We start from the raw sequence: 19,168 nt of genomic DNA, 5'->3' as shown, positions 1-19,168 counted from the left end.
AAAGAAGGTATTTCTGTACCTCACCTCAATCGTAATCAATAAACCGGTCTATAAATAGACTTGAACTTGATTCGCGCAATTAATAAACCTATTATCCATCCGGTCAATGATTCTCCTGGAAAATAACGTCCCTGATTAATGAATAAAAATACGTATGGTAATGTAAAGATATTTATGATTGCCCTGGCACTTTGCCTGATTGCGGTACCTGTCTCCCGTTATCTTTCTCCACGCGCAATTGTTAATGGTCACGACGTTTATTTAGCATGGTTGCCACTCAGCGTTATGCTGGCGGTCATTCTGATATTTGGGCGCAGAGCAATTCTTCCCATTCTGTTAGGTTTTACTGTCACTAATTTATTCTATATTAATTTAGCGCCGCTACAATATCCAGTTTTACTGTTCTGTCAGACCTTTGCGTTATTCGCGGGGTGCGGCCTGCTACGCCTTATGCTGGGCAAGCGCTGGCGCTACAGTATCCCTAACAAACACATCGGGCTTCGTATATTCTGGCTCGGTTTTGTCGTGCCATTAGGTATTAAGCTGTCGATGTATATGGCAGGCTATTTCTTTGATTTTCCGGTGACAATTTCGACCTATTTCGGCGAAGGTACGGTAATTTATAACGTTGTGGATATTCAAAGCCTGATATGCGCGGCGCTGATTTTTACCATGATGTTCTATTACCCGTTAAGAATGATAATTAATCCTCGTTATGCCGTCACCTTCTGGCGGCGAAGCGTGAAGCCCGTGTTTTATCACAAGAATCCATTATATATTTTTGTCTGGTTAGCGCTTTTAAGCTTCATTCTTGTCATTTTATGTGGTCCTTTTGAGTCACCGGTCATTGCGGGCTATTTGATGCCGCTGATATTTATTCTTTTTACCTTAGCGATAAGCCGCCTGACCTATGCATTGATTTCTCTGCTGTGGGCCACATCAGCGCTCCTGCTGCTGACATACAACTATAATTTCCTTAACGGGGTGGAATCGGGACATTCGCTCTCCTTTATCCTCTCCGTGCTGATTTCTTTCGCCATCTGTTTGCTTTACATGTCTCGCATTTACCAGCGCAGCGAGTGGCTGAAGCGGGGCTGGCAGGACAGGGCACTGACCGATCCTCTTACCGGTCTGCCTAATATTCGTGCGCTGGAGGATTACCTTGAAATTCATCCGGATGCCAAAGTGTGCATTTTGCGCATGGATAATCTGGAGTTTTTGAGCCGCCACTACGGGATTATCATGCGGGTCCATTGCAAACGAACGATCGCCACGTCGCTCCAGCCGCTCCTGCAAAAAGATGAGATGCTCTTCCAGCTGCCCGGAAGCGAGCTGGTGCTGGTATTGCTTGGGCCCGAAATTGCTGAACGACTCCAGCATATGGTCGATCGGCTCAACAGCAATAAGATTTTCTGGAACAACACCGGGCTGGATATTGAGTTTGGCGCGTCATGGGGAATGGTCGAAGACGGCGAGAAACTGCATCATACGCTTGGGCAGCTAAGCTGGTTGGCAGAGCAGGCAGGCGGAGCGCAAAACGTTCTCGCGCTGACGAATAGCCTTGAGGTGGCATCAGGGCAAACGACAGAGCGTGTCCTGATGCTGGCCCGGATTAAGCATGCGCTTGAGGCGGGGCAGTTCCATTTATATGCGCAGCCGATCCAGAAGGCGGACGGGAGCGGGTACTATGAAATCCTGACGCGAATGGAAAGTGAGGGGGAGATTATTACTCCTGACCGCTTTATTCCGCTGATTGCGCAGTTCAACCTCAGCCATCGGTTTGATATATCCGTCATGGAAAAATTACTGGTGTGGCTGCGAGATAACCCTGCAACGCACGCTGGCACCCGTTTTTCCATCAATCTGATGCCGCTGACGCTGATGCAAAAAGAGGTGGCGACCGAGATTTGCGCGCTGTTTGAACGGTACGGCGTTGCGCCTCAGGCAGTCGTTATTGAGATTACCGAAGAGCAGGCTTTCTCAAATTCAGGCACGAGTATCAACAATATTCAGCAATTGCGGGAGTATGGTTTCCGTATTGCCATCGATGATTTTGGTACTGGCTACGCTAACTATGAGCGTCTCAGACGCCTGCAGGCGGACATCATTAAGATTGACGGCTGCTTTGTGAAAGACATTTGTACAGACGACATGGATGCAATGATTGTGCAGTCGATGTGTAATCTGGCAAAGACAAAATCGCTCTGCGTCGTCGCGGAATATGTGGAAACACCGGCGCAGCGGGAGATGCTGCTCCGCTTCGGTGTGGATTACCTGCAGGGCTACCTGATAGGCAAACCCAAACCGCTGGAAGAATTACGGACATAAAAAAACCGGGAGCCAGGCTCCCGGTTTTTGTTTCACGGTAAACGTTACAGGACCAGTGCCGCAATGGACGCTGACAGGACGCTCACCAGCGTAGAGCCGTAAACCAGCTTCAGGCCAAAGCGAGATACCACGTTACCCTGCTCTTCGTTCAGGCCTTTAATCGCACCCGCGATAATCCCGATGGACGAGAAGTTCGCGAAGGAGACCAGGAACACGGAGAGAATGCCTTCCGCACGCGGAGAAAGCGTACTGGCAATTTTCTGCAGATCCATCATTGCAACGAATTCGTTAGAAACCAGCTTGGTTGCCATGATACTGCCCACCTGCAGCGCTTCGTGAGCCGGAACACCCATCACCCATGCAATCGGATAGAAGATGTAGCCCAGAATCCCCTGGAAGGAGATACCCAGCACCGCAGCGAACAGGGCGTTCAGCGCAGAAATCAGCGCAATGAAGCCGATCAGCATGGCGGCAACGATAATCGCGACTTTGAAACCGGCCAGAATGTACTCACCCAGCATTTCGAAGAAGCTCTGGCCTTCGTGCAGGTTTGACATCTGAATGTTCTCTTCGCTTGCGTCAACGCGGTACGGGTTGATCAGCGACAGAACGATAAAGGTGCTGAACATGTTCAGAACCAGCGCAGCAACCACATACTTTGGCTCCAGCATAGTCATATACGCGCCCACGATAGACATGGAAACGGTAGACATTGCGGTTGCCGCCATGGTGTACATGCGGTTGCGGGACATCTTGCCGAGAATATCTTTATACGCGATGAAGTTCTCAGACTGACCGAGGATCAGGGAACTGACGGCGTTGAAGGATTCCAGCTTGCCCATGCCGTTCACTTTGGATAACAGGAAGCCAATTCCACGAATCACGAACGGCAGAACGCGGATGTGCTGCAGAATACCGATCAGCGCGGAGATGAAGACGATTGGGCAGAGAACCTTCAGGAAGAAGAACGCCAGACCTTCGTCGTTCATTTTACCGAAGACAAAGTTGGTCCCTTCGTTGGCGAATCCGAGCAGTTTTTCGAACATTTCGGAGAAGCCTTTCACGAAGCCGAGGCCTACGTTGGAGTTCAGGAAGAACCACGCAAGTAAAACTTCAATGACCAGCAGTTGAACAACATAACGGATACGAATTTTTTTGCGGTCTGTGCTGACCAGCAATGCAAGTGCAGTAACGACAACAAGTGCCAGGACAAAATGAAGGACGCGGTCCATATTTGCTCCAAATATGAGGCAGGTTTAATTTTCGTGCACATTCTATGTAACAAGCGAAAAGAAAACGAGACCGAGGACACACTATAGTTACATCCTGTGACGAGTCTCAAAAATAGTGATCCACAATACATTTTTGTTATGTTAGGTAAATGAGTGAAAAGTTAAGTTTGTGTGCTAGTCTTCACAAAAGCATGCGCGATTTCAGTTTCGGTTAGATCGCCCCACTTACCCGCCCGTCTATCGTTCAAAACTATCAGAGAAATCACTGCAAACTTCATAAATGATCTTGATAATCATTCTCATTTTGATAGCGTTAAACATAGCAAAGGCTATATTTCAGAGGCAGAAATGACAAACAGTCGCGTAGAGGGTAGCAGTGGCAGAGCCGCGCGCAAGTTGCGGTTCGCATTAATGGGACCTGCGTTCATCGCTGCCATTGGCTATATCGATCCAGGAAACTTTGCGACCAATATTCAGGCCGGGGCCAGCTTCGGCTATAAGCTGCTGTGGGTGGTCGTCTGGGCTAACCTGATGGCGATGCTGATTCAGATGCTCTCCGCAAAGCTGGGGATTGCGACGGGTAAAAACCTGGCGGAGCAAATTCGCGACCATTACCCGCGCCCCGCCGTCTGGCTCTACTGGGTTCAGGCTGAAATCATCGCCATGGCCACTGACCTCGCTGAGTTTATCGGTGCAGCGATTGGCTTTAAGCTGATTCTGGGCGTGTCGCTGTTGCAAGGGGCGGTGCTGACCGGGATTGCCACTTTCCTCATCCTTATGCTGCAGCGTCGGGGTCAAAAGCCGCTGGAGAAGGTGATTGGTGGTCTACTGCTTTTTGTGGCGGCGGCCTACATTGTCGAGCTGATTTTCTCACAGCCGAATCTGGCACAGCTCGGTAAAGGGATGGCGATCCCAAGCCTGCCAACCTCGGAAGCGGTGTTCCTGGCCGCCGGGGTGCTAGGGGCGACCATCATGCCGCACGTGATTTATTTGCACTCCTCGCTGACGCAGCATCTCCACGGTGGGACGCGTAAAGAGCGTTACTCCGCCACCAAGTGGGACGTCGCGATCGCTATGACCATCGCGGGGTTTGTAAACCTGGCGATGATGGCGACTGCAGCCGCGGCTTTCCACTTTAACGGTCATACCGGTATTGCCGATCTCGACCAGGCGTATCTCACGCTGGAGCCGTTACTGAGCCATGCTGCCGCCACGATATTTGGTCTGAGCCTGGTAGCTGCCGGCCTTTCTTCTACGGTGGTGGGCACGCTGGCAGGCCAGGTGGTGATGCAGGGGTTTGTCCGCTTCCACATTCCGCTGTGGGTTCGTCGCTCCGTCACCATGTTGCCGTCATTTGTGGTGATTCTGATGGGTCTCGACCCAACGCGAATTCTGGTCATGAGCCAGGTTCTGCTGAGTTTTGGTATCGCGCTGGCGCTGGTGCCGCTGCTGATCTTTACCAGCAACAAAACTCTGATGGGCGAGCTGGTTAACTCAACGCTGGTAAAACGAACCGGATGGGCCATCGTGATGGTGGTCGTTGCGCTGAACCTGTGGTTGTTGGTGGGAACCGCACTGGGTCTTTAACAAAAAAGGAGCCTCCATGGCTCCTTTTTTATTAGTGGTGATGGCCGTGACCATGACCTTTCCCGCGACCCCAGCCGCCGCGACGGTCGTCACGATCGTTCCAGCCTTCACGGTAGCCGCGCTCATACGCGTTGTCTTTATACCAGCCACGGTGTCTGCCGTTATCATGTTTCCACCAGCGATCGCCGCGCCATTCATAATGACGGTGCCAGTAGTCACGGTCGCGCCAGTAGCCGCCGTCCCAGTATCTGCCGTAGTCGTCACGATCGCCAATTTGTAATTTTACTGATGGCAACAGGGTGATTTCGCCCGCAGTGGCGATCAGCGGCGCCGAAGCCAGTAATACCGCTGCAAGAATCAGTGACCTGAACATACTCTTTCTCCTTCACGATCGGGGCCTTTGTTGGGCCTGTTAACGCAATTTTACGAGTTGGTAAAGCTTCGTATCATCGCCTCAACTCCGAATTCCTGGGGGAGAGCACTTTTTGCTAAAAACGGTTTTATATTGAACTGCTCAGGATCGCGTCTATACGGGCCAACTCATCCACAGAGAAATGGCGGTTTGCCAGCATCCCCACGGCGTCATCAATTTGAGCCGCTTTACTCGCCCCAATCAGCACTGAGGTCACATTCTCATGACGTAATACCCAGGCCAGCGCCATCTGGGACAGCTTCTGGCCGCGCTCTTCCGCCATGGCGTTCAGCTTTCTAATCTTCTCCAGCTTCTCTTCGGTGAGCTGGTCGGGGTTAAGGAACTGACTGCCGCTTGCCGCGCGTGAGTCTGCGGGAATGCCGTTCAGATAGCGGTTGGTCAGTTGCCCACCGGCCAGCGGCGAGAAGGGAATACAGCCGACTCCTTTTTCCTGCAGCACGTCCAGCAATCCCTCTTCCGGCGCACGCTCAAACAGGGAATATTTCGGCTGGTGGATCAGGCAGGGCGTACCGAGATCGTCAAGGATATCAATCGCCTTGCGGGCCAGTTCAGCGGGGTAGTTGGATAATCCAACATACAGAGCCTTCCCCTGGCGCACCGCATGGTCAAGCGCTTTCATGGTTTCCTGCAGCGGCGTCTGTGGGTCAGGACGGTGATGATAGAAGATATCCACATACTCCAGCCCCATCCTCTTCAGGCTTTGATCGAGGCTTGCCAGCAGGTATTTGCGTGACCCCCAGTCGCCGTAAGGACCCTCCCACATGGTATAGCCCGCTTTGGTTGAGATGATTAGCTCGTCGCGCCAGGGCAGGAAGTCCTCCTGTAAAATACGGCCGAAATTACGTTCGGCCGATCCCGGTGGCGGGCCATAGTTGTTGGCAAGGTCGAAATGCGTAATGCCCAGATCGAACGCACGCTGTAAAAGTTGACGGCTGTTTTCGATAAGGGTGGTATCACCGAAGTTATGCCACAGCCCGAGCGAGATGGCGGGCAACCTGAGCCCGCTTTGCCCACAGCGGCGATACTCCATTGTCCCGTAACGATTTTTGTCCGGCTGATAACCCATTTTCGTAACCTCTGGCGCTGAAGTGTAAAATCAGTGTATGCGTTTACATTTACGTGAAAAAAAGCAGCATAGCGCAGCCTTTTTTGTAAAGCATTCTTTCCATGTCCTTCTTATCGCCAATTCTGGACAGCCATCACGCTTATTTAATACTCAAGGTGAGGTCAACATTAGAAGGATACCTGTTCATGCGTACCCCATACTGCGTCGCCGATTACCTGCTGGACCGTCTTACAGATTGTGGAGCCGATCATCTGTTTGGCGTGCCGGGCGACTATAACCTGCAGTTTCTCGACCACGTGATAGACAGCCCCGATATCTGCTGGGTGGGCTGTGCCAACGAGTTAAACGCCTCTTATGCCGCGGACGGATATGCCCGATGTAAGGGCTTCGCCGCGCTGCTGACGACATTTGGCGTAGGAGAGTTAAGCGCCATGAACGGCATTGCGGGCAGCTATGCCGAACATGTTCCGGTACTGCATATTGTGGGGGCGCCGGGTATGGCGTCACAGCAAAGAGGGGAGCTACTGCACCACACGCTGGGCGACGGTGAGTTTCGTCATTTTTATCATATGAGCGAGCCGATTACTGCTGCACAGGCGATCCTGACCGAACAAAACGCCTGCTATGAAATCGACCGGGTGTTAACCACTATGCTCCGGGAGCGTCGCCCCGGCTATCTGATGTTGCCTGCCGACGTGGCAAAAAAGGCCGCCACGCCTCCTGTAAGCGCTCTCACGCTCCGCCATGCGCATGCCGATAGCGCCTGCCTGAAAGCGTTCCGGGAGGCCGCTGAGAACAAGCTTGCCAGAAGCAAGCGTACTGCGCTGCTGGCCGATTTCCTTGTCCTGCGCCATGGCCTGAAGCATGCGCTACAGAAATGGGTCAAAGACGTGCCGATGGCACACGCCACCATGCTGATGGGTAAAGGAATATTTGACGAACGTCACGCTGGTTTTTACGGCACCTACAGCGGCTCGGCGAGCGCCGGCGCGGTAAAAGAGGCGATTGAAGGGGCTGATATCGTGCTGTGCATCGGGACGCGATTTACCGATACCCTTACCGCCGGCTTCACGCATCAGCTCACCCCGGCACAAACGATAGAAGTTCAGCCTCATGCTTCACGCGTTGGTGATATCTGGTTTACCGGCATCCCCATGCTTCAGGCAATCGAAACGCTGGTGGAGCTGTGTAAACAGCACGTGCACGGTACGCCCGTACCGTCCTCTCAAAACTTGATGGCCTACCCGCAGCCGGATGGCTCGCTGACGCAGGCGAATTTCTGGCAAACGCTGCAGACGTTTATTCGTCCGGGAGACATCATTCTTGCGGATCAGGGCACCTCGGCCTTCGGCGCGATCGACCTTCGTCTGCCGGCGGACGTGAATTTTATCGTCCAGCCGCTGTGGGGATCGATTGGCTATACGCTGGCGGCGGCATTTGGCGCACAGACGGCCTGCCCGAACCGGCGCGTGATTGTTCTGACGGGGGATGGCGCGGCGCAGCTCACCATCCAGGAGCTCGGCTCGATGCTGCGGGATAAACAACACCCTATCATTCTGGTTCTTAACAACGAAGGATATACGGTGGAAAGAGCGATCCATGGGCCTGAGCAGCGGTATAACGACATTGCGCTATGGAACTGGACGCAAATCCCGCAGGCTCTGAGCCTTGATCCTCAGGCCCAGTGCTGGCGGGTCAGTGAAGCGGAGCAGCTGGCGGACGTCCTTGAAAAAGTGGCGCACCACGAGCGGCTCTCGCTGATTGAGGTGATGCTGCCGAAAGCGGATATCCCGCCGCTGCTGGGGGCGATTACCAAAGCGCTGGAAGCGCGTAATAGCGCCTGATTATTTGTCGTTTCGCCATGCCATCATCATCGGTTTGCCCGCCAGCAGGAGCCAGGCGGGCAACATCACGATACAAAGCAGCGGGAAAAGCGTTGAATCCGGTACGACTACCGCCGCCATAAACAGGCTTAGCCAGGCGTCGCGCGTGACCACCAGAACCAGCCCCAGAATAGAACAAGAGACGGTAATCGCCGCAGGGACCGCATCGACATGCTCGTGCAGCATCAGCCCCAGCGCGACGCCGACAAAGACCGCCGGGAAGATGCGTCCACCGCGGAATCCGCAGGCGGCCGCCACCACCAGCGCTGCCAGCTTGATTACGGCAAACAGCAGATAGTCGGAGACGCTAAATACCTGGCTGAAGGCCAGCTGCTGCATCTCGTCCAGACCTTTGAACAGCGTCACCGGCCCACCGATTGCCCCTAAGATACCGAGGATCAAACCGCCGGCTCCCAGAATCAACACCGGGTGTTTGAGTCTGTGCATTAGCCGGTGCAGACGTGGAAGACACCATACCGCCACCATGCCCAGCGCAATGGCGATGGCGACGACGATGGCGCCGCTGAAAATATCAGCGATTTGCATCTGGCCGTAGTGGGGCAGGGAGAGTGAAAAATGGGGATGGAAAAACAGGCTGGTGGTCAACGCCCCGGCTGCTGCTGCCATCAGCGGCGCAAACAGCTTATCCCACAGCGGGACGTCGTTGTTACTGCTGAGCGTCTGAGAAAAGATCAGTGCCGCCGCAACGGGCGTGCCGAAGAGTGCCCCGATGGTGCCTGCGGAGGCGAGAATGGTCCAGTCCAGCGCGCCGACACGAGGCAAAATGCGTGAACCGAGAAAAACCGCCAGGCCAATATTCACGGCCATAATCGGGTGCTCAGGACCCAGACTGACGCCGCCGGCAAGGCCCAGAATCAACGCAATGATTAGCCCTGGCAACGCCGAGGGCGCAACCGGGGCACCAATCAACGGTTCCTGCGCCGGGTCTGGTCCAGCATGGCCGGGACTGAAACGGATCACCAGACCCACCGCAATACCGGTTAACGTCAGCATTCCAACGATCCAGGCAGGAGAATCAGCGGGGACGCCCAGTCCTGCAGGAAGCGCGTTCCATAATAGTGTTTGCAGCACCGACGCGACTTTCATCACGACGATGAGCACCAGACTTGAAACCACGCCAATGATGAGCGCCGGAATGGCCAGCAATAGCATGGTTCTGGCTCGCGGGTGGAGCATGATGATTTCCTTGTACAAAACGGTATTACGTTACTTTGCACATTAAGCCTTATGGCAATAGTGCAAAAGGTGCTGAAACGGTAAAGTTATTCTGTGACGAAGATCGATAATCCATGGGCATTCACCTTCCGGTCGTTGTTGTTATCACGCCTTGAATTTACAGTGTCCCAAAGATTTATTTTGACTTTAGCGGAGCAGTTGAAGAATGACAAAGTATGCGTTGGTAGGTGATGTGGGCGGCACGAACGCGCGCCTCGCATTATGCGATGTAAGTAGCGGTGAAATTTCCCGGGCGAAAACCTATTCCGGGCTGGATTATCCAAGCCTTGAGGCCGTTGTCCGCGTCTATCTGGAAGAACATCAGGTGAGCGTTGAAGATGGCTGCATCGCCATTGCCTGCCCGATAACCGGCGACTGGGTCGCCATGACCAACCATACCTGGGCATTCTCCATCGCCGAAATGAGAAAAAACCTCGGCTTTGCGCATCTTGAAATCATCAATGACTTCACCGCGGTGTCCATGGCGATCCCGATGCTGAAGCCTGAGCATCTGATCCAGTTTGGCGGCGCTGAACCGGTCGAGGGTAAGCCGATTGCGGTCTACGGGGCCGGTACCGGCCTGGGCGTTTCGCATCTGGTGCATGTCGCTCAGCGCTGGGTGAGCCTGCCGGGTGAAGGTGGTCACGTGGACTTTGCGCCTAACAGCGAAGAAGAGGGCATTATCCTCGAAGAATTGCGCGCTGAGATCGGCCACGTCTCCGCCGAGCGCGTCCTTTCAGGTCCGGGACTGGTGAACCTGTACCGGGCGATTGTGAACTCAGACGGTCGTCTGCCGGAAAATCTGCAGCCAAAAGACGTTACCGAACGCGCGCTGGCGGACAGCTGCATTGACTGCCGTCGTGCCCTGTCGCTGTTCTGCGTGATTATGGGACGCTTCGGCGGCAACCTGGCGCTGACGCTGGGCACCTTCGGGGGCGTTTATATCGCGGGCGGCATTGTGCCGCGCTTCCTGGAGTTCTTCAAAGCCTCCGGCTTCCGCGGCGGGTTCGAGGATAAAGGGCGCTTCAGAAGCTACGTGCAGGACATCCCGGTTTATCTGATCGTGCATGATAACCCGGGTCTGCTGGGGTCGGGTGCCCACCTGCGTCAGGTTCTCGGTCAGATTCTCTGATGCTTGGCCCTCTCCCGCGGGAGAGGGCTTTTTCGTTACAGGTGCATAAGCTGGCGGAACTCTTTCACCTTGCTGCGGCTCACCGGCACCTGAAAATCCAGATCCTTCAGGCGCAAGATATAGGTGTTGTTAAACCACGGTTCGATCTCGCGGATCTTGTTTAAATTCACGCAGAACGAGCGGTGGCAGCGGAAAAAGTGCGACGCAGGCAGCTTGCTGCAAAACTCGGTGATGTTCATCGCCATCACGTAAGATTCCCGCCGCGTATAGACAAAGGTCATCTTTTCATGGGCTTCGGCATAGTAGATATCATTGACCGGCGTCACGATGATGCGCTCATCTTTGACCAGATTGATGGTGTCGTTGTCCCTTACCGTTGGGCTGGCGTTAGCAGGGGCTGTCTGCTGCTGCCATGCGGCCTCCAGCTTTTGCAGCATGCTGACAATCCGCGATTCCTGGTAAGGCTTAAGGATATAGTCAAACGCCTCCAGCTCGAAGGCCTCTACGGCGTGCTCTTTCCAGGCGGTAACGAAAACAATAAACGGCTTATGGGCAAATTGATTAATGTTTTGCGCCAGCAATACACCATCCAGCGACGGAATATTGATATCCAGGAAAATGGCGTCGACCCGGTTATGCTGCAAAAACTTCAACACGTCCAGACCGTCATCAAACGTACCCACAATGTCCATCTGGCTGTGGGTGTTGATAAGCCAGGTTAGCTCCTGTTGAGCCAGAATTTCATCTTCGACAATAATAACTTTCATGGGTTACTCCACCTGGGGCAACAGTGATGTTGTCGAATGGACCGGAGAGCGCTCATTCGGGACGTAAAAAGCAATTTCGGTGCCCGGTTCAAGACGCTGAATGTGCAGTCCATCGCCGTAAAGCAGCTTGACCCGGTGGTGCACGTTCAGCAGGCCGATTTTATTTCCGGGCATCTCGTTAGACTCGACGCGCTCAATGACTTTAGGATCAATTCCGTGGCCGGTATCGCGCACGGCAATCCGCACCCGGTTTCCGCTTTCGGTGATGCTGATGGTGACCACCCCTTTGCCTTTACAGGGTTGAATGCCGTGAACAATCGCGTTTTCGACCAGCGGCTGGATAAGCAGGCTCGGGATCACGCAGTTGACCTCTTCATCAATATCGTAAATGACCGTGAGCTTGTCGCCAAAGCGCGCCTGCTCAATCGCGATTTAGTCTTTTATCTGATACAGCTCTTTTTTGATGTCGATCTGCTCGTCATCTTTCAGCTCGATGTTGTAGCGCAGATAGCGCGACAGATTAAAAATCAGCTGCCGCGCGGTGTCCGGATTAAGACGAATGGACGAGGAGATCGCGTTCAGCGCGTTAAACAGGAAATGGGGATTGATTTTGCTCTGCAGCGCGCGAAGCTCTGCCTTATTTGCCATCTCGCGCAGCTGTTCTGCCCGCGAAACCTCCAGCTGAGTCGAGATAATCTGCGACAGGCCGATGGCCATCTCCTGCAGCGTGGAGGTGATCTGATGCGCGTGGCAGTAATAAATTTTCAGCGTGCCCGTCACGACGCCTTTCTCCCACAGCGGGATCACCAGCATGGAGTGGATTTCCGGCGTTCGGTGGGCTTCATCATTGTTTTTGATAATGATTTTACCGTAGTTAATCGCCTGTCTGGTGGTCGGGCTAATGGTGTCATCGTTGTCGCGATAGTTGTGTTCCCCCACGCCGACGTAGGCCAGCACGTGGTCAATATTGGTGATGGCGACAGCGTCAGCATGAATGTCGTGGCGAATGATCTCGCAGACCTGACGCAATGATTCCGCGTTAACGTGACGGAAGAGCGGCAGCGTTTTGTTGGCGATATCCAGCGCCAGCTTGGCCTGACGTGCGGCGCTTGCTTCTTTTTCGCCTTCAACGCTTTGCACCAGCAGCACAATAAAGCCGATGCACACGCTGCCCAGAATCATCGGAATACCGATTTTCGAGACGATATCCAGCCCCAGCGCGGTGGTGGGGGCCCAGATAACGACCAGGATCATGGTCAGCGTTTCGCACACCATGCCCGCCACGATCCCGGCGCGCCAGCGCTGTTTTTTCGGGATTTTGCGGCTGATCCAGCCGGATAGCACCCCGGCGATAATGCTGGTGATAAAGCAGGGCACCGCCGTCACCCCGCCGATATCAATCAGATAGCGATGGGTTCCGGCAATCACGCCGGTGATGACGCCCACCCAGGGGCCAAACAAAATTCCGCCGGACATGACGGCGATAATACGCACGTTAACCAGCGAACCCTCTACCGGCACGCCTGACCAGGTGCTGAACAGGGCGAACAGGGAAAAGATAGCGGTAACGGCCAGCAGCTCTTTTGGCGAGTGTGCGGATTTGTGCAACAGCTCGCGAAACAGGCGAATGCGAATGAGGAAGAACAGGCAAATCAGCATTAATGCCGCACGGTCAAAAACCGCCAGCAGCATAGTGAATATTTCGTGCACGAGTAGACCTGGGAAAACGGGAAAGAACCATGATAAAAAACCTGGCGCGTGTTGACCAGCTATCCGTCAGGTTTATCAAATGAGGAAAAACCATAATTTCTAAAGGGGATTGTCTGTCGGTAACGGACACGTCCTGATTTTTTATAGCCTGCGTATCGTCAGGTAACTGTTTTGATATCATCCTGTTAAATAACGGCTATCAGAAAGCCAACCCTGAAACAGGGGCTTCCGCTTTTAGGCGCAGCCGGGTTCCGGTTTTTAGTCGATCGCTTTTTTTTCACTTCCCTCTCGACAGCATGATTTTTTTCAGGTTATTTTCTAAGCATGCCACATCGGTGGCAGCGTCGCTCGGACGGTCCGGGCGCTAACGTTAATCTGAGGAATCTATGGCTGAATTCAGTCCTGAACGCCGTTTTACGCGTATCGATCGTCTCCCCCCTTATGTTTTCAATATCACAGCTGAACTGAAAATGGCTGCGCGTCGGCGCGGCGAAGACATTATTGATTTCAGCATGGGTAACCCTGACGGCCCAACGCCACCGCATATCGTTGAGAAGCTCTGCACGGTTGCCCAGCGCCCGGATACGCACGGCTACTCAACCTCTCGCGGTATTCCCAGGTTACGTCGCGCGATCTCGCGCTGGTATCAGGATCGCTATCAGGTTGATATCGATCCGGAAAGTGAAGCGATTGTCACCATCGGCTCGAAAGAGGGGCTGGCACACCTGATGCTGGCTACGCTGGATCATGGCGATACGGTGCTGGTGCCTAATCCAAGCTATCCGATCCATATCTACGGCGCGGTGATTGCCGGCGCCCAGGTCCGCTCTGTGCCGCTGGTGGAAGGTGTCGATTTCTTTAACGAACTGGAACGTGCGATTCGCGAAAGTTATCCAAAACCGAAGATGATGATCCTCGGCTTCCCGTCGAACCCAACGGCGCAGTGCGTGGAGCTTGATTTCTTCGAGAAAGTTGTTGCGCTGGCTAAGCGTTATGACGTGCTGGTGGTTCACGATTTAGCTTATGCTGACATCGTCTATGACGGCTGGAAAGCCCCGTCGATTATGCAGGTCCCGGGCGCGCGTGACGTGGCGGTAGAGTTCTTTACCCTGTCGAAAAGCTACAACATGGCGGGCTGGCGTATTGGCTTTATGGTGGGTAACAAAACGCTGGTGAGCGCACTGGCGCGCATTAAGAGTTACCACGATTACGGCACCTTCACGCCGCTGCAGGTCGCGGCTATCGCTGCCCTGGAGGGCGACCAGCAGTGCGTTCACGAGATTGCCGCCCAGTATAAGCGCCGCCGTGACGTGCTGGTAAAAGGCTTGCATGAAGCGGGCTGGATGGTGGAAATGCCGAAGGCGTCTATGTACGTCTGGGCAAAAATTCCGGAACCGTACGCGGCGATGGGATCGCTGGAGTTTGCCAAAAAATTGCTCCAGGATGCAAAAGTGTGTGTCTCGCCTGGCATTGGATTCGGTGATTATGGCGACACCCATGTGCGATTTGCCCTGATTGAAAACAGCGACCGTATTCGTCAGGCGGTGAGGGGCATCAAGAGTATGTTCCGTGCCGATGGTCTTCTCACCTCAAAGAGCGTCGCAGAACATCCCGCATCGTCATGACATAAAAAAACAGGAGCCGATGGCTCCTGTTTTTTTGACTGCATGTTCTTCACTAAATCATCAGGGCAAAGGTTCCGGCCCAGACTAAAACAATCACCGAAATGCCCATAAAGAAATATTTCACGTTTCATCGCTCCGCGTATCTTGTGGTACGCATTTAAAAACAGAGTCCACCTGATTATAGAGAGCTGAAATCCGGTCAAAACGAAAATGAGAATTTTCCCGTTACGCCGCTGACTCCAGCTCAGAATTCTGTGCTTTCCTGTTGCCAGACGGCGCTAATGTACGCCTAAAAATGAAGGGTGACAAGAGGGATTTTTCTAAATAATTTCCGCTACTTACGAGTGTCGTGGAACGGCGACACTTTGATTTCACAACGCAATAAATTCACTTTGAGCGACGCAATGAGTGACGGGTTTTCAGCGGGAAGACAGGTGATTGAAAAGGTTAGTTTCTTAGCGAAACTAACCTTCATGAAGAGCTTAAATATAGAGCGAGGCTTCGCCAAGAGGGCGTGTTTTGAAACGACGATGCATCCACAGATACTGCTCTGGAGCACGCATGATTTCAGTTTCGATGACTTTATTGATAAACGCTGCGGCTTCGCACTCGTTTTCCGGATAGTTAGCCATTTCAGGGGAGATGTGCAGACGGTAGCCTGATTTATCTGCTTTTCTCACCATCGTCACGGTCAGCATGGAGGCGCCCGATAATCGAGAAATGACAAAGGTACCGTTAGTCGTCGCAACGTCTTTCACCGCAAAGAAGGGGGCAAAGCTGCTGCCTTTACGTCCATAATCCTGATCGGGTGCAAACCAGACGGCCTCTCCTTTCTTGAGAGCGCCGACCATACCGCGCAGGTTATTACGACTGATCATCGCCTTATTGGAACGCATGCGGCCACGCGTTTGCACCCACTCCATCAGAGCGCTGTTGTGCGGTCTGTAAGTTGCCATCATTGGCTGACAAAGCCCCATCACGCGGCCACCCAACTCCAGCGACATAAAGTGAACGCCGACGACCATCACGCCGCGTTTTTGCATCTGCGCGCGTTTCAGATTATCCAGTCCTTCCACGTCAAACCACTTGCGGACACGCTCATCCGGCCAGAACCAGGCCATGCCCGTTTCAAGCAGCGCCATGCCGATAGACTTGAAGTTTTCAGCAATGAGTTTCTCGCGCTCTTCGGCATTGTACTGCGGAAAACAAAGCTCAATATTTTTACGCGCGATGGATTCGCGTCGTTTCAGGAAAACGCGGGAAGCGCTGCCCAGTTTCGACCCCAGCAAGCGCAGGACAGGGTATGGAAGTTGAATCAGCAGCCAGAGTACGCCAAGACCAAACCATGTAAACCAGTAACGCGGGTGTAAAAACGCGCGTTGAAATTTGGATTGAGACAAAATAGTAGAACCTATGTGAAGCCTGTAAAGGTAGCGCAGAGTTTGCGATACGACGTGCCGATAAGACCGTTCTTCAAGGTGATGGTTGCAGGCTTTACCGAACTTTACGGCGTTGCCTGGCCACTGCTGATTTGGGCGGGCGGCGTAATGTAGCACCGTTATACGATATGTGCTATTACTCGTTTTTGATTAAAAAAGCGGCAGATCAGGAGGTGCTTGATTTTACAGATTTTATCGACTTTCACATAGAAAGCGCCTTTCCTCCCCCAGCGGAACGCAGTAGCGTTAGCGTTCAGAAAGAAAGCGTAACGAAAAAAATGCGTCGTTGATTTTCGCCTAATTAAATATTTACGCGCTTATTTATCCCTTCATATAATACTTAAGAATTTTCTTTATGAAAATTCTTAAGTATTATTCATGCTGTCAATGGAGTGGTCGCCTTCTTTCCTCGTTTACGTTCCCCTTTTAATCGTGCCGCAATAAGATATTGCAGTTCTTTAGCTTTTTTTTGCGTGGTGCTGTGATGCAAATCAAAACAAGATGTTTTTATTAACATCTCTCTGGCTGCAATCCCTTCTGCGATACAAATATTCGATTTGTGCGAAAAGAGCAGTTTCTTTTTCTGAGTTAATTAGGCAATTTGCGATAATGTATTAGAGGAAAATTCTTAAGAAAATTCTTGTCGTGGATAAATGATCTGTGTATTTGATTTTGTTTCGATCATTATTCTATTATTGCGCATCAAGAACGATACCGTGAAGTTGGCATAGCTAAACAAAGAGGGATGATTAAATGGCTGACAGTTTTCAGAATGAGGTGCCTAAGGCACGTATTAACCTGAAGCTTGACCTGCATACTGGCGGAGCAAGCAAGAAAATGGAATTACCCTTGAAATTGCTTGTTACAGGTGATTTCAGTAATGGACAGGAATCTGCACCAATATCAGAGCGTGAAAAAGTTAATATCAACAAAAATAATTTTGATAGCGTTCTTTTCGAATATTCCCCAAAAGTTAATCTGGCCGTTAAAAATACGCTGTCTGAAGATGGCGGTGAGGACAACATTCAGCTGACTTTCCAGAGCATGAAAGATTTCACGCCAGAGCAGGTGGCGGCCCAAATTCCACAGCTGAAGGCGATGCTGGCAATGCGCAACTTGCTCCGCGATCTGAAGGCCAACCTGCTGGATAACCAGACTTTCCGAAAAGAGCTGGAGAAAATCGTTCTTGACCAGACGCTTAGTGCTGAGTTGCGAAATGAGTTATCCGCGCTGGCTTCAAAAAAACCTTAATCATCATGCTGTTTTAACGGATTAATCAAGGAATGCTCATGTCTGTACAAAATAATACTGCTGGCGGGGAAAGCGTGGTGCTGGAACGCCCTGCTGTGGGTGGGGTATACGCTTCACTGTTTGAGAAAATCAATCTGAATCCAGTCTCCGAACTGAGTGCGCTGGATATCTGGCAAGATGCGCAGGCGATGTCGGATGCGACCGCTGACGAGCGTCTCACCGCAGGTATGCAGGTCTTTCTGGAATGCCTGACCAAGGCAGGCTCGAAGGTCGAAAAACTGGATAAAAGCCTGATCGATCACCATATCGCTGAGCTCGACTACCAGATAAGCCGCCAGCTGGACGCCGTTATGCACCATGAAGAGTTTCAGTCGGTTGAGAGCCTGTGGCGCGGAGTGAAGTCGCTGATTGATAAAACAGATTTTCGCCAGAACGTAAAAATCGAGCTTCTGAGCATGTCTAAAGAAGAGCTGCGCCAGGACTTTGAAGACAGCCCGGAAGTCATCCAGAGTGGTTTGTATAAACACACCTACATTGATGAATATGATACCCCAGGCGGTGAGCCGATTGCGGCGTTGATTTCCGCTTATGAGTTCGATGCTTCAGCGCAGGATGTCGCTCTGCTGCGCAACATCTCAAAAGTATCTGCGGCTGTACATATGCCATTTATCGGCTCGGCAGGCCCGAAATTCTTCCTCAAGGAGTCAATGGAAGACGTTGCTGCGATTAAAGATATAGGTAACTATTTTGACCGCGCCGAGTATATCAAGTGGAAATCGTTCCGCGATACGGACGACGCTCGCTACATCGGTCTGGTGATGCCGCGCGTACTGGGACGTTTACCGTATGGCCCGGATACCGTTCCGGTTCGCAGTTTCAACTATGTAGAAGAAGTCAAAGGTCCGGATCACGACAAATACCTGTGGACGAATGCGTCGTTTGCCTTCGCTTCCAACATGGTGCGTAGCTTCATCAATAATGGCTGGTGTGTTCAAATTCGTGGCCCGCAGGCCGGCGGTGCGGTTCAGGATCTGCCTATCCATCTGTATGACCTGGGTACCGGCAATCAGGTAAAAATACCGAGCGAAGTGATGATCCCTGAAACGCGTGAATTCGAATTCGCGAATCTGGGCTTTATTCCGTTGTCCTACTACAAAAACCGCGACTACGCCTGCTTCTTCTCAGCAAACTCCACTCAGAAACCGGCGCTGTATGACACCGCTGATGCAACGGCCAACAGCCGTATCAATGCGCGTCTGCCGTACATCTTCCTGCTGTCGCGTATTGCCCACTACGGTATTGAAAGTGTTGTTGATAATAATGGCAGCGAGTTCTGGGTATTTATCGATCTTGGCCGAGAGGGCTTTGTTGAATAAATCAGATTTCGGGTAAGTCTCCCCCGTAGCGGGTTGTGTTTTCAGGCAATACGCACGCTTTCAGGCATACCTGCTTTCGTCATTTTGTTCAGCGCTCGTACCA

The 19,168-nt window shown here is 52.4% G+C and carries 14 protein-coding genes and 2 pseudogenes; 8 read left to right on the top strand and 8 right to left on the bottom strand.

The genetic code is table 11. The annotated features are described in order from the left end of the window. Window positions 1-138 precede the first annotated feature (138 nt). Window positions 139-2,328 carry an EAL domain-containing protein gene (locus tag ACWYRJ_RS17030; RefSeq protein ID WP_455508317.1) on the top strand — a complete coding sequence of 730 codons (2,190 nt, stop codon included), beginning with the start codon at window positions 139-141 and terminating at the stop codon, window positions 2,326-2,328. A 44-nt stretch (window positions 2,329-2,372) separates the two neighbouring features. On the opposite strand, the gene nupC is transcribed toward ACWYRJ_RS17030, so the two are convergent. Further along, entirely contained in the window at window positions 2,373-3,560 is a 1,188-nt protein-coding gene (gene nupC, locus ACWYRJ_RS17025) for a nucleoside permease NupC (protein ID WP_059386333.1), read from the bottom strand. A gap of 348 nt (window positions 3,561-3,908) precedes the next feature. Here nupC and ACWYRJ_RS17020 point away from each other — a divergent pair, with 348 nt between their 5' ends. Continuing rightward, window positions 3,909-5,147, top strand: a complete 1,239-nt coding sequence (locus ACWYRJ_RS17020; protein ID WP_455508316.1) for an Nramp family divalent metal transporter — start codon at window positions 3,909-3,911, stop codon at window positions 5,145-5,147. Between the two features lie 31 nt (window positions 5,148-5,178). Here ACWYRJ_RS17020 and ACWYRJ_RS17015 read toward each other — a convergent pair whose 3' ends face one another. Together ACWYRJ_RS17015 and mgrA are read right to left on the bottom strand one after the other, a co-directional pair. Next, window positions 5,179-5,520, bottom strand: a complete 342-nt coding sequence (locus ACWYRJ_RS17015) for a DUF2502 domain-containing protein (RefSeq protein ID WP_111965213.1) — start codon at window positions 5,518-5,520, stop codon at window positions 5,179-5,181. A gap of 127 nt (window positions 5,521-5,647) precedes the next feature. Beyond that, window positions 5,648-6,646 carry an L-glyceraldehyde 3-phosphate reductase gene (gene mgrA, locus ACWYRJ_RS17010; RefSeq protein WP_455508315.1) on the bottom strand — a complete coding sequence of 333 codons (999 nt, stop codon included), beginning with the start codon at window positions 6,644-6,646 and terminating at the stop codon, window positions 5,648-5,650. 185 nt (window positions 6,647-6,831) lie between these two features. Between mgrA and ipdC the strand changes: the two genes are divergently transcribed. Then, window positions 6,832-8,490, top strand: coding sequence for an indolepyruvate decarboxylase (gene ipdC, locus ACWYRJ_RS17005; protein WP_111965215.1), 1,659 nt, complete (start codon window positions 6,832-6,834; stop codon window positions 8,488-8,490). On the opposite strand, the gene ACWYRJ_RS17000 is transcribed toward ipdC, so the two are convergent. Further along, window positions 8,491-9,726, bottom strand: coding sequence for an ion channel protein (locus ACWYRJ_RS17000; RefSeq protein WP_127731869.1), 1,236 nt, complete (start codon window positions 9,724-9,726; stop codon window positions 8,491-8,493). It abuts the gene before it with no gap. A 205-nt stretch (window positions 9,727-9,931) separates the two neighbouring features. Here ACWYRJ_RS17000 and glk point away from each other — a divergent pair, with 205 nt between their 5' ends. Further along, window positions 9,932-10,897, top strand: coding sequence for a glucokinase (gene glk / locus ACWYRJ_RS16995; RefSeq protein WP_455508314.1), 966 nt, complete (start codon window positions 9,932-9,934; stop codon window positions 10,895-10,897). A gap of 35 nt (window positions 10,898-10,932) precedes the next feature. On the opposite strand, the gene ACWYRJ_RS16990 is transcribed toward glk, so the two are convergent. Next, on the bottom strand, window positions 10,933-11,664 hold the full coding sequence (locus ACWYRJ_RS16990; protein WP_111965218.1) for a LytR/AlgR family response regulator transcription factor: 732 nt from the start codon (window positions 11,662-11,664) through the stop codon (window positions 10,933-10,935). Between the two features lie 3 nt (window positions 11,665-11,667). Further along, window positions 11,668-13,374, bottom strand: a pseudogene (locus ACWYRJ_RS16985) (LytS/YhcK type 5TM receptor domain-containing protein). Window positions 13,375-13,760: 386 nt separating this feature from the next. Between ACWYRJ_RS16985 and alaC the strand changes: the two are divergent. Further along, complete coding sequence (gene alaC, locus ACWYRJ_RS16980) at window positions 13,761-14,999, top strand: alanine transaminase (RefSeq protein ID WP_023308710.1); 1,239 nt, start codon at window positions 13,761-13,763, stop codon at window positions 14,997-14,999. Window positions 15,000-15,051: 52 nt separating this feature from the next. On the opposite strand, the gene ypdK is transcribed toward alaC, so the two are convergent. Then, window positions 15,052-15,123, bottom strand: a complete 72-nt coding sequence (ypdK, locus tag ACWYRJ_RS16975; RefSeq protein WP_099458937.1) for a membrane protein YpdK — start codon at window positions 15,121-15,123, stop codon at window positions 15,052-15,054. Window positions 15,124-15,481: 358 nt separating this feature from the next. Next, on the bottom strand, window positions 15,482-16,402 hold the full coding sequence (gene lpxP, locus ACWYRJ_RS16970; RefSeq protein ID WP_249576179.1) for a kdo(2)-lipid IV(A) palmitoleoyltransferase: 921 nt from the start codon (window positions 16,400-16,402) through the stop codon (window positions 15,482-15,484). Between the two features lie 12 nt (window positions 16,403-16,414). Here lpxP and ACWYRJ_RS16965 point away from each other — a divergent pair, with 12 nt between their 5' ends. The 3 genes and pseudogenes from ACWYRJ_RS16965 to tssC all read left to right on the top strand — a co-directional run. Next, window positions 16,415-16,552, top strand: a complete 138-nt coding sequence (locus ACWYRJ_RS16965) for a hypothetical protein (RefSeq protein ID WP_159427010.1) — start codon at window positions 16,415-16,417, stop codon at window positions 16,550-16,552. A gap of 639 nt (window positions 16,553-17,191) precedes the next feature. Continuing rightward, window positions 17,192-17,689, top strand: a complete 498-nt coding sequence (gene tssB, locus ACWYRJ_RS16960; RefSeq protein ID WP_455508313.1) for a type VI secretion system contractile sheath small subunit — start codon at window positions 17,192-17,194, stop codon at window positions 17,687-17,689. Window positions 17,690-17,721: 32 nt separating this feature from the next. Then, window positions 17,722-18,984, top strand: a pseudogene (tssC, locus tag ACWYRJ_RS16955) (type VI secretion system contractile sheath large subunit); the annotation flags it as partial. Between the last annotated feature and the right edge of the window lie 184 nt (window positions 18,985-19,168).

The organism is Enterobacter sp., assembly GCF_977039595.1.
Note: the sequence above shows the minus strand (reverse complement) of the source record. Positions and strands in the feature narration are given on the sequence as shown.

Excerpts from the sequence above, each read along its gene's own strand:
- nupC (WP_059386333.1), bottom strand. The coding sequence starts at position 3,560 with ATGGACCGCGTCCTTCATTTTGTCCTGGCACTTGTTGTCGTTACTGCA.
- ACWYRJ_RS16990 (WP_111965218.1), bottom strand. The coding sequence starts at position 11,664 with ATGAAAGTTATTATTGTCGAAGATGAAATTCTGGCTCAACAGGAGCTA.
- glk (WP_455508314.1), top strand. The coding sequence starts at position 9,932 with ATGACAAAGTATGCGTTGGTAGGTGATGTGGGCGGCACGAACGCGCGC.
- alaC (WP_023308710.1), top strand. The coding sequence starts at position 13,761 with ATGGCTGAATTCAGTCCTGAACGCCGTTTTACGCGTATCGATCGTCTC.
- mgrA (WP_455508315.1), bottom strand. The coding sequence starts at position 6,646 with ATGGGTTATCAGCCGGACAAAAATCGTTACGGGACAATGGAGTATCGC.
- ACWYRJ_RS17020 (WP_455508316.1), top strand. The coding sequence starts at position 3,909 with ATGACAAACAGTCGCGTAGAGGGTAGCAGTGGCAGAGCCGCGCGCAAG.
- ACWYRJ_RS17015 (WP_111965213.1), bottom strand. The coding sequence starts at position 5,520 with ATGTTCAGGTCACTGATTCTTGCAGCGGTATTACTGGCTTCGGCGCCG.
- ipdC (WP_111965215.1), top strand. The coding sequence starts at position 6,832 with ATGCGTACCCCATACTGCGTCGCCGATTACCTGCTGGACCGTCTTACA.
- ACWYRJ_RS17000 (WP_127731869.1), bottom strand. The coding sequence starts at position 9,726 with ATGCTCCACCCGCGAGCCAGAACCATGCTATTGCTGGCCATTCCGGCG.
- ACWYRJ_RS17030 (WP_455508317.1), top strand. The coding sequence starts at position 139 with ATGAATAAAAATACGTATGGTAATGTAAAGATATTTATGATTGCCCTG.
- tssB (WP_455508313.1), top strand. The coding sequence starts at position 17,192 with ATGGCTGACAGTTTTCAGAATGAGGTGCCTAAGGCACGTATTAACCTG.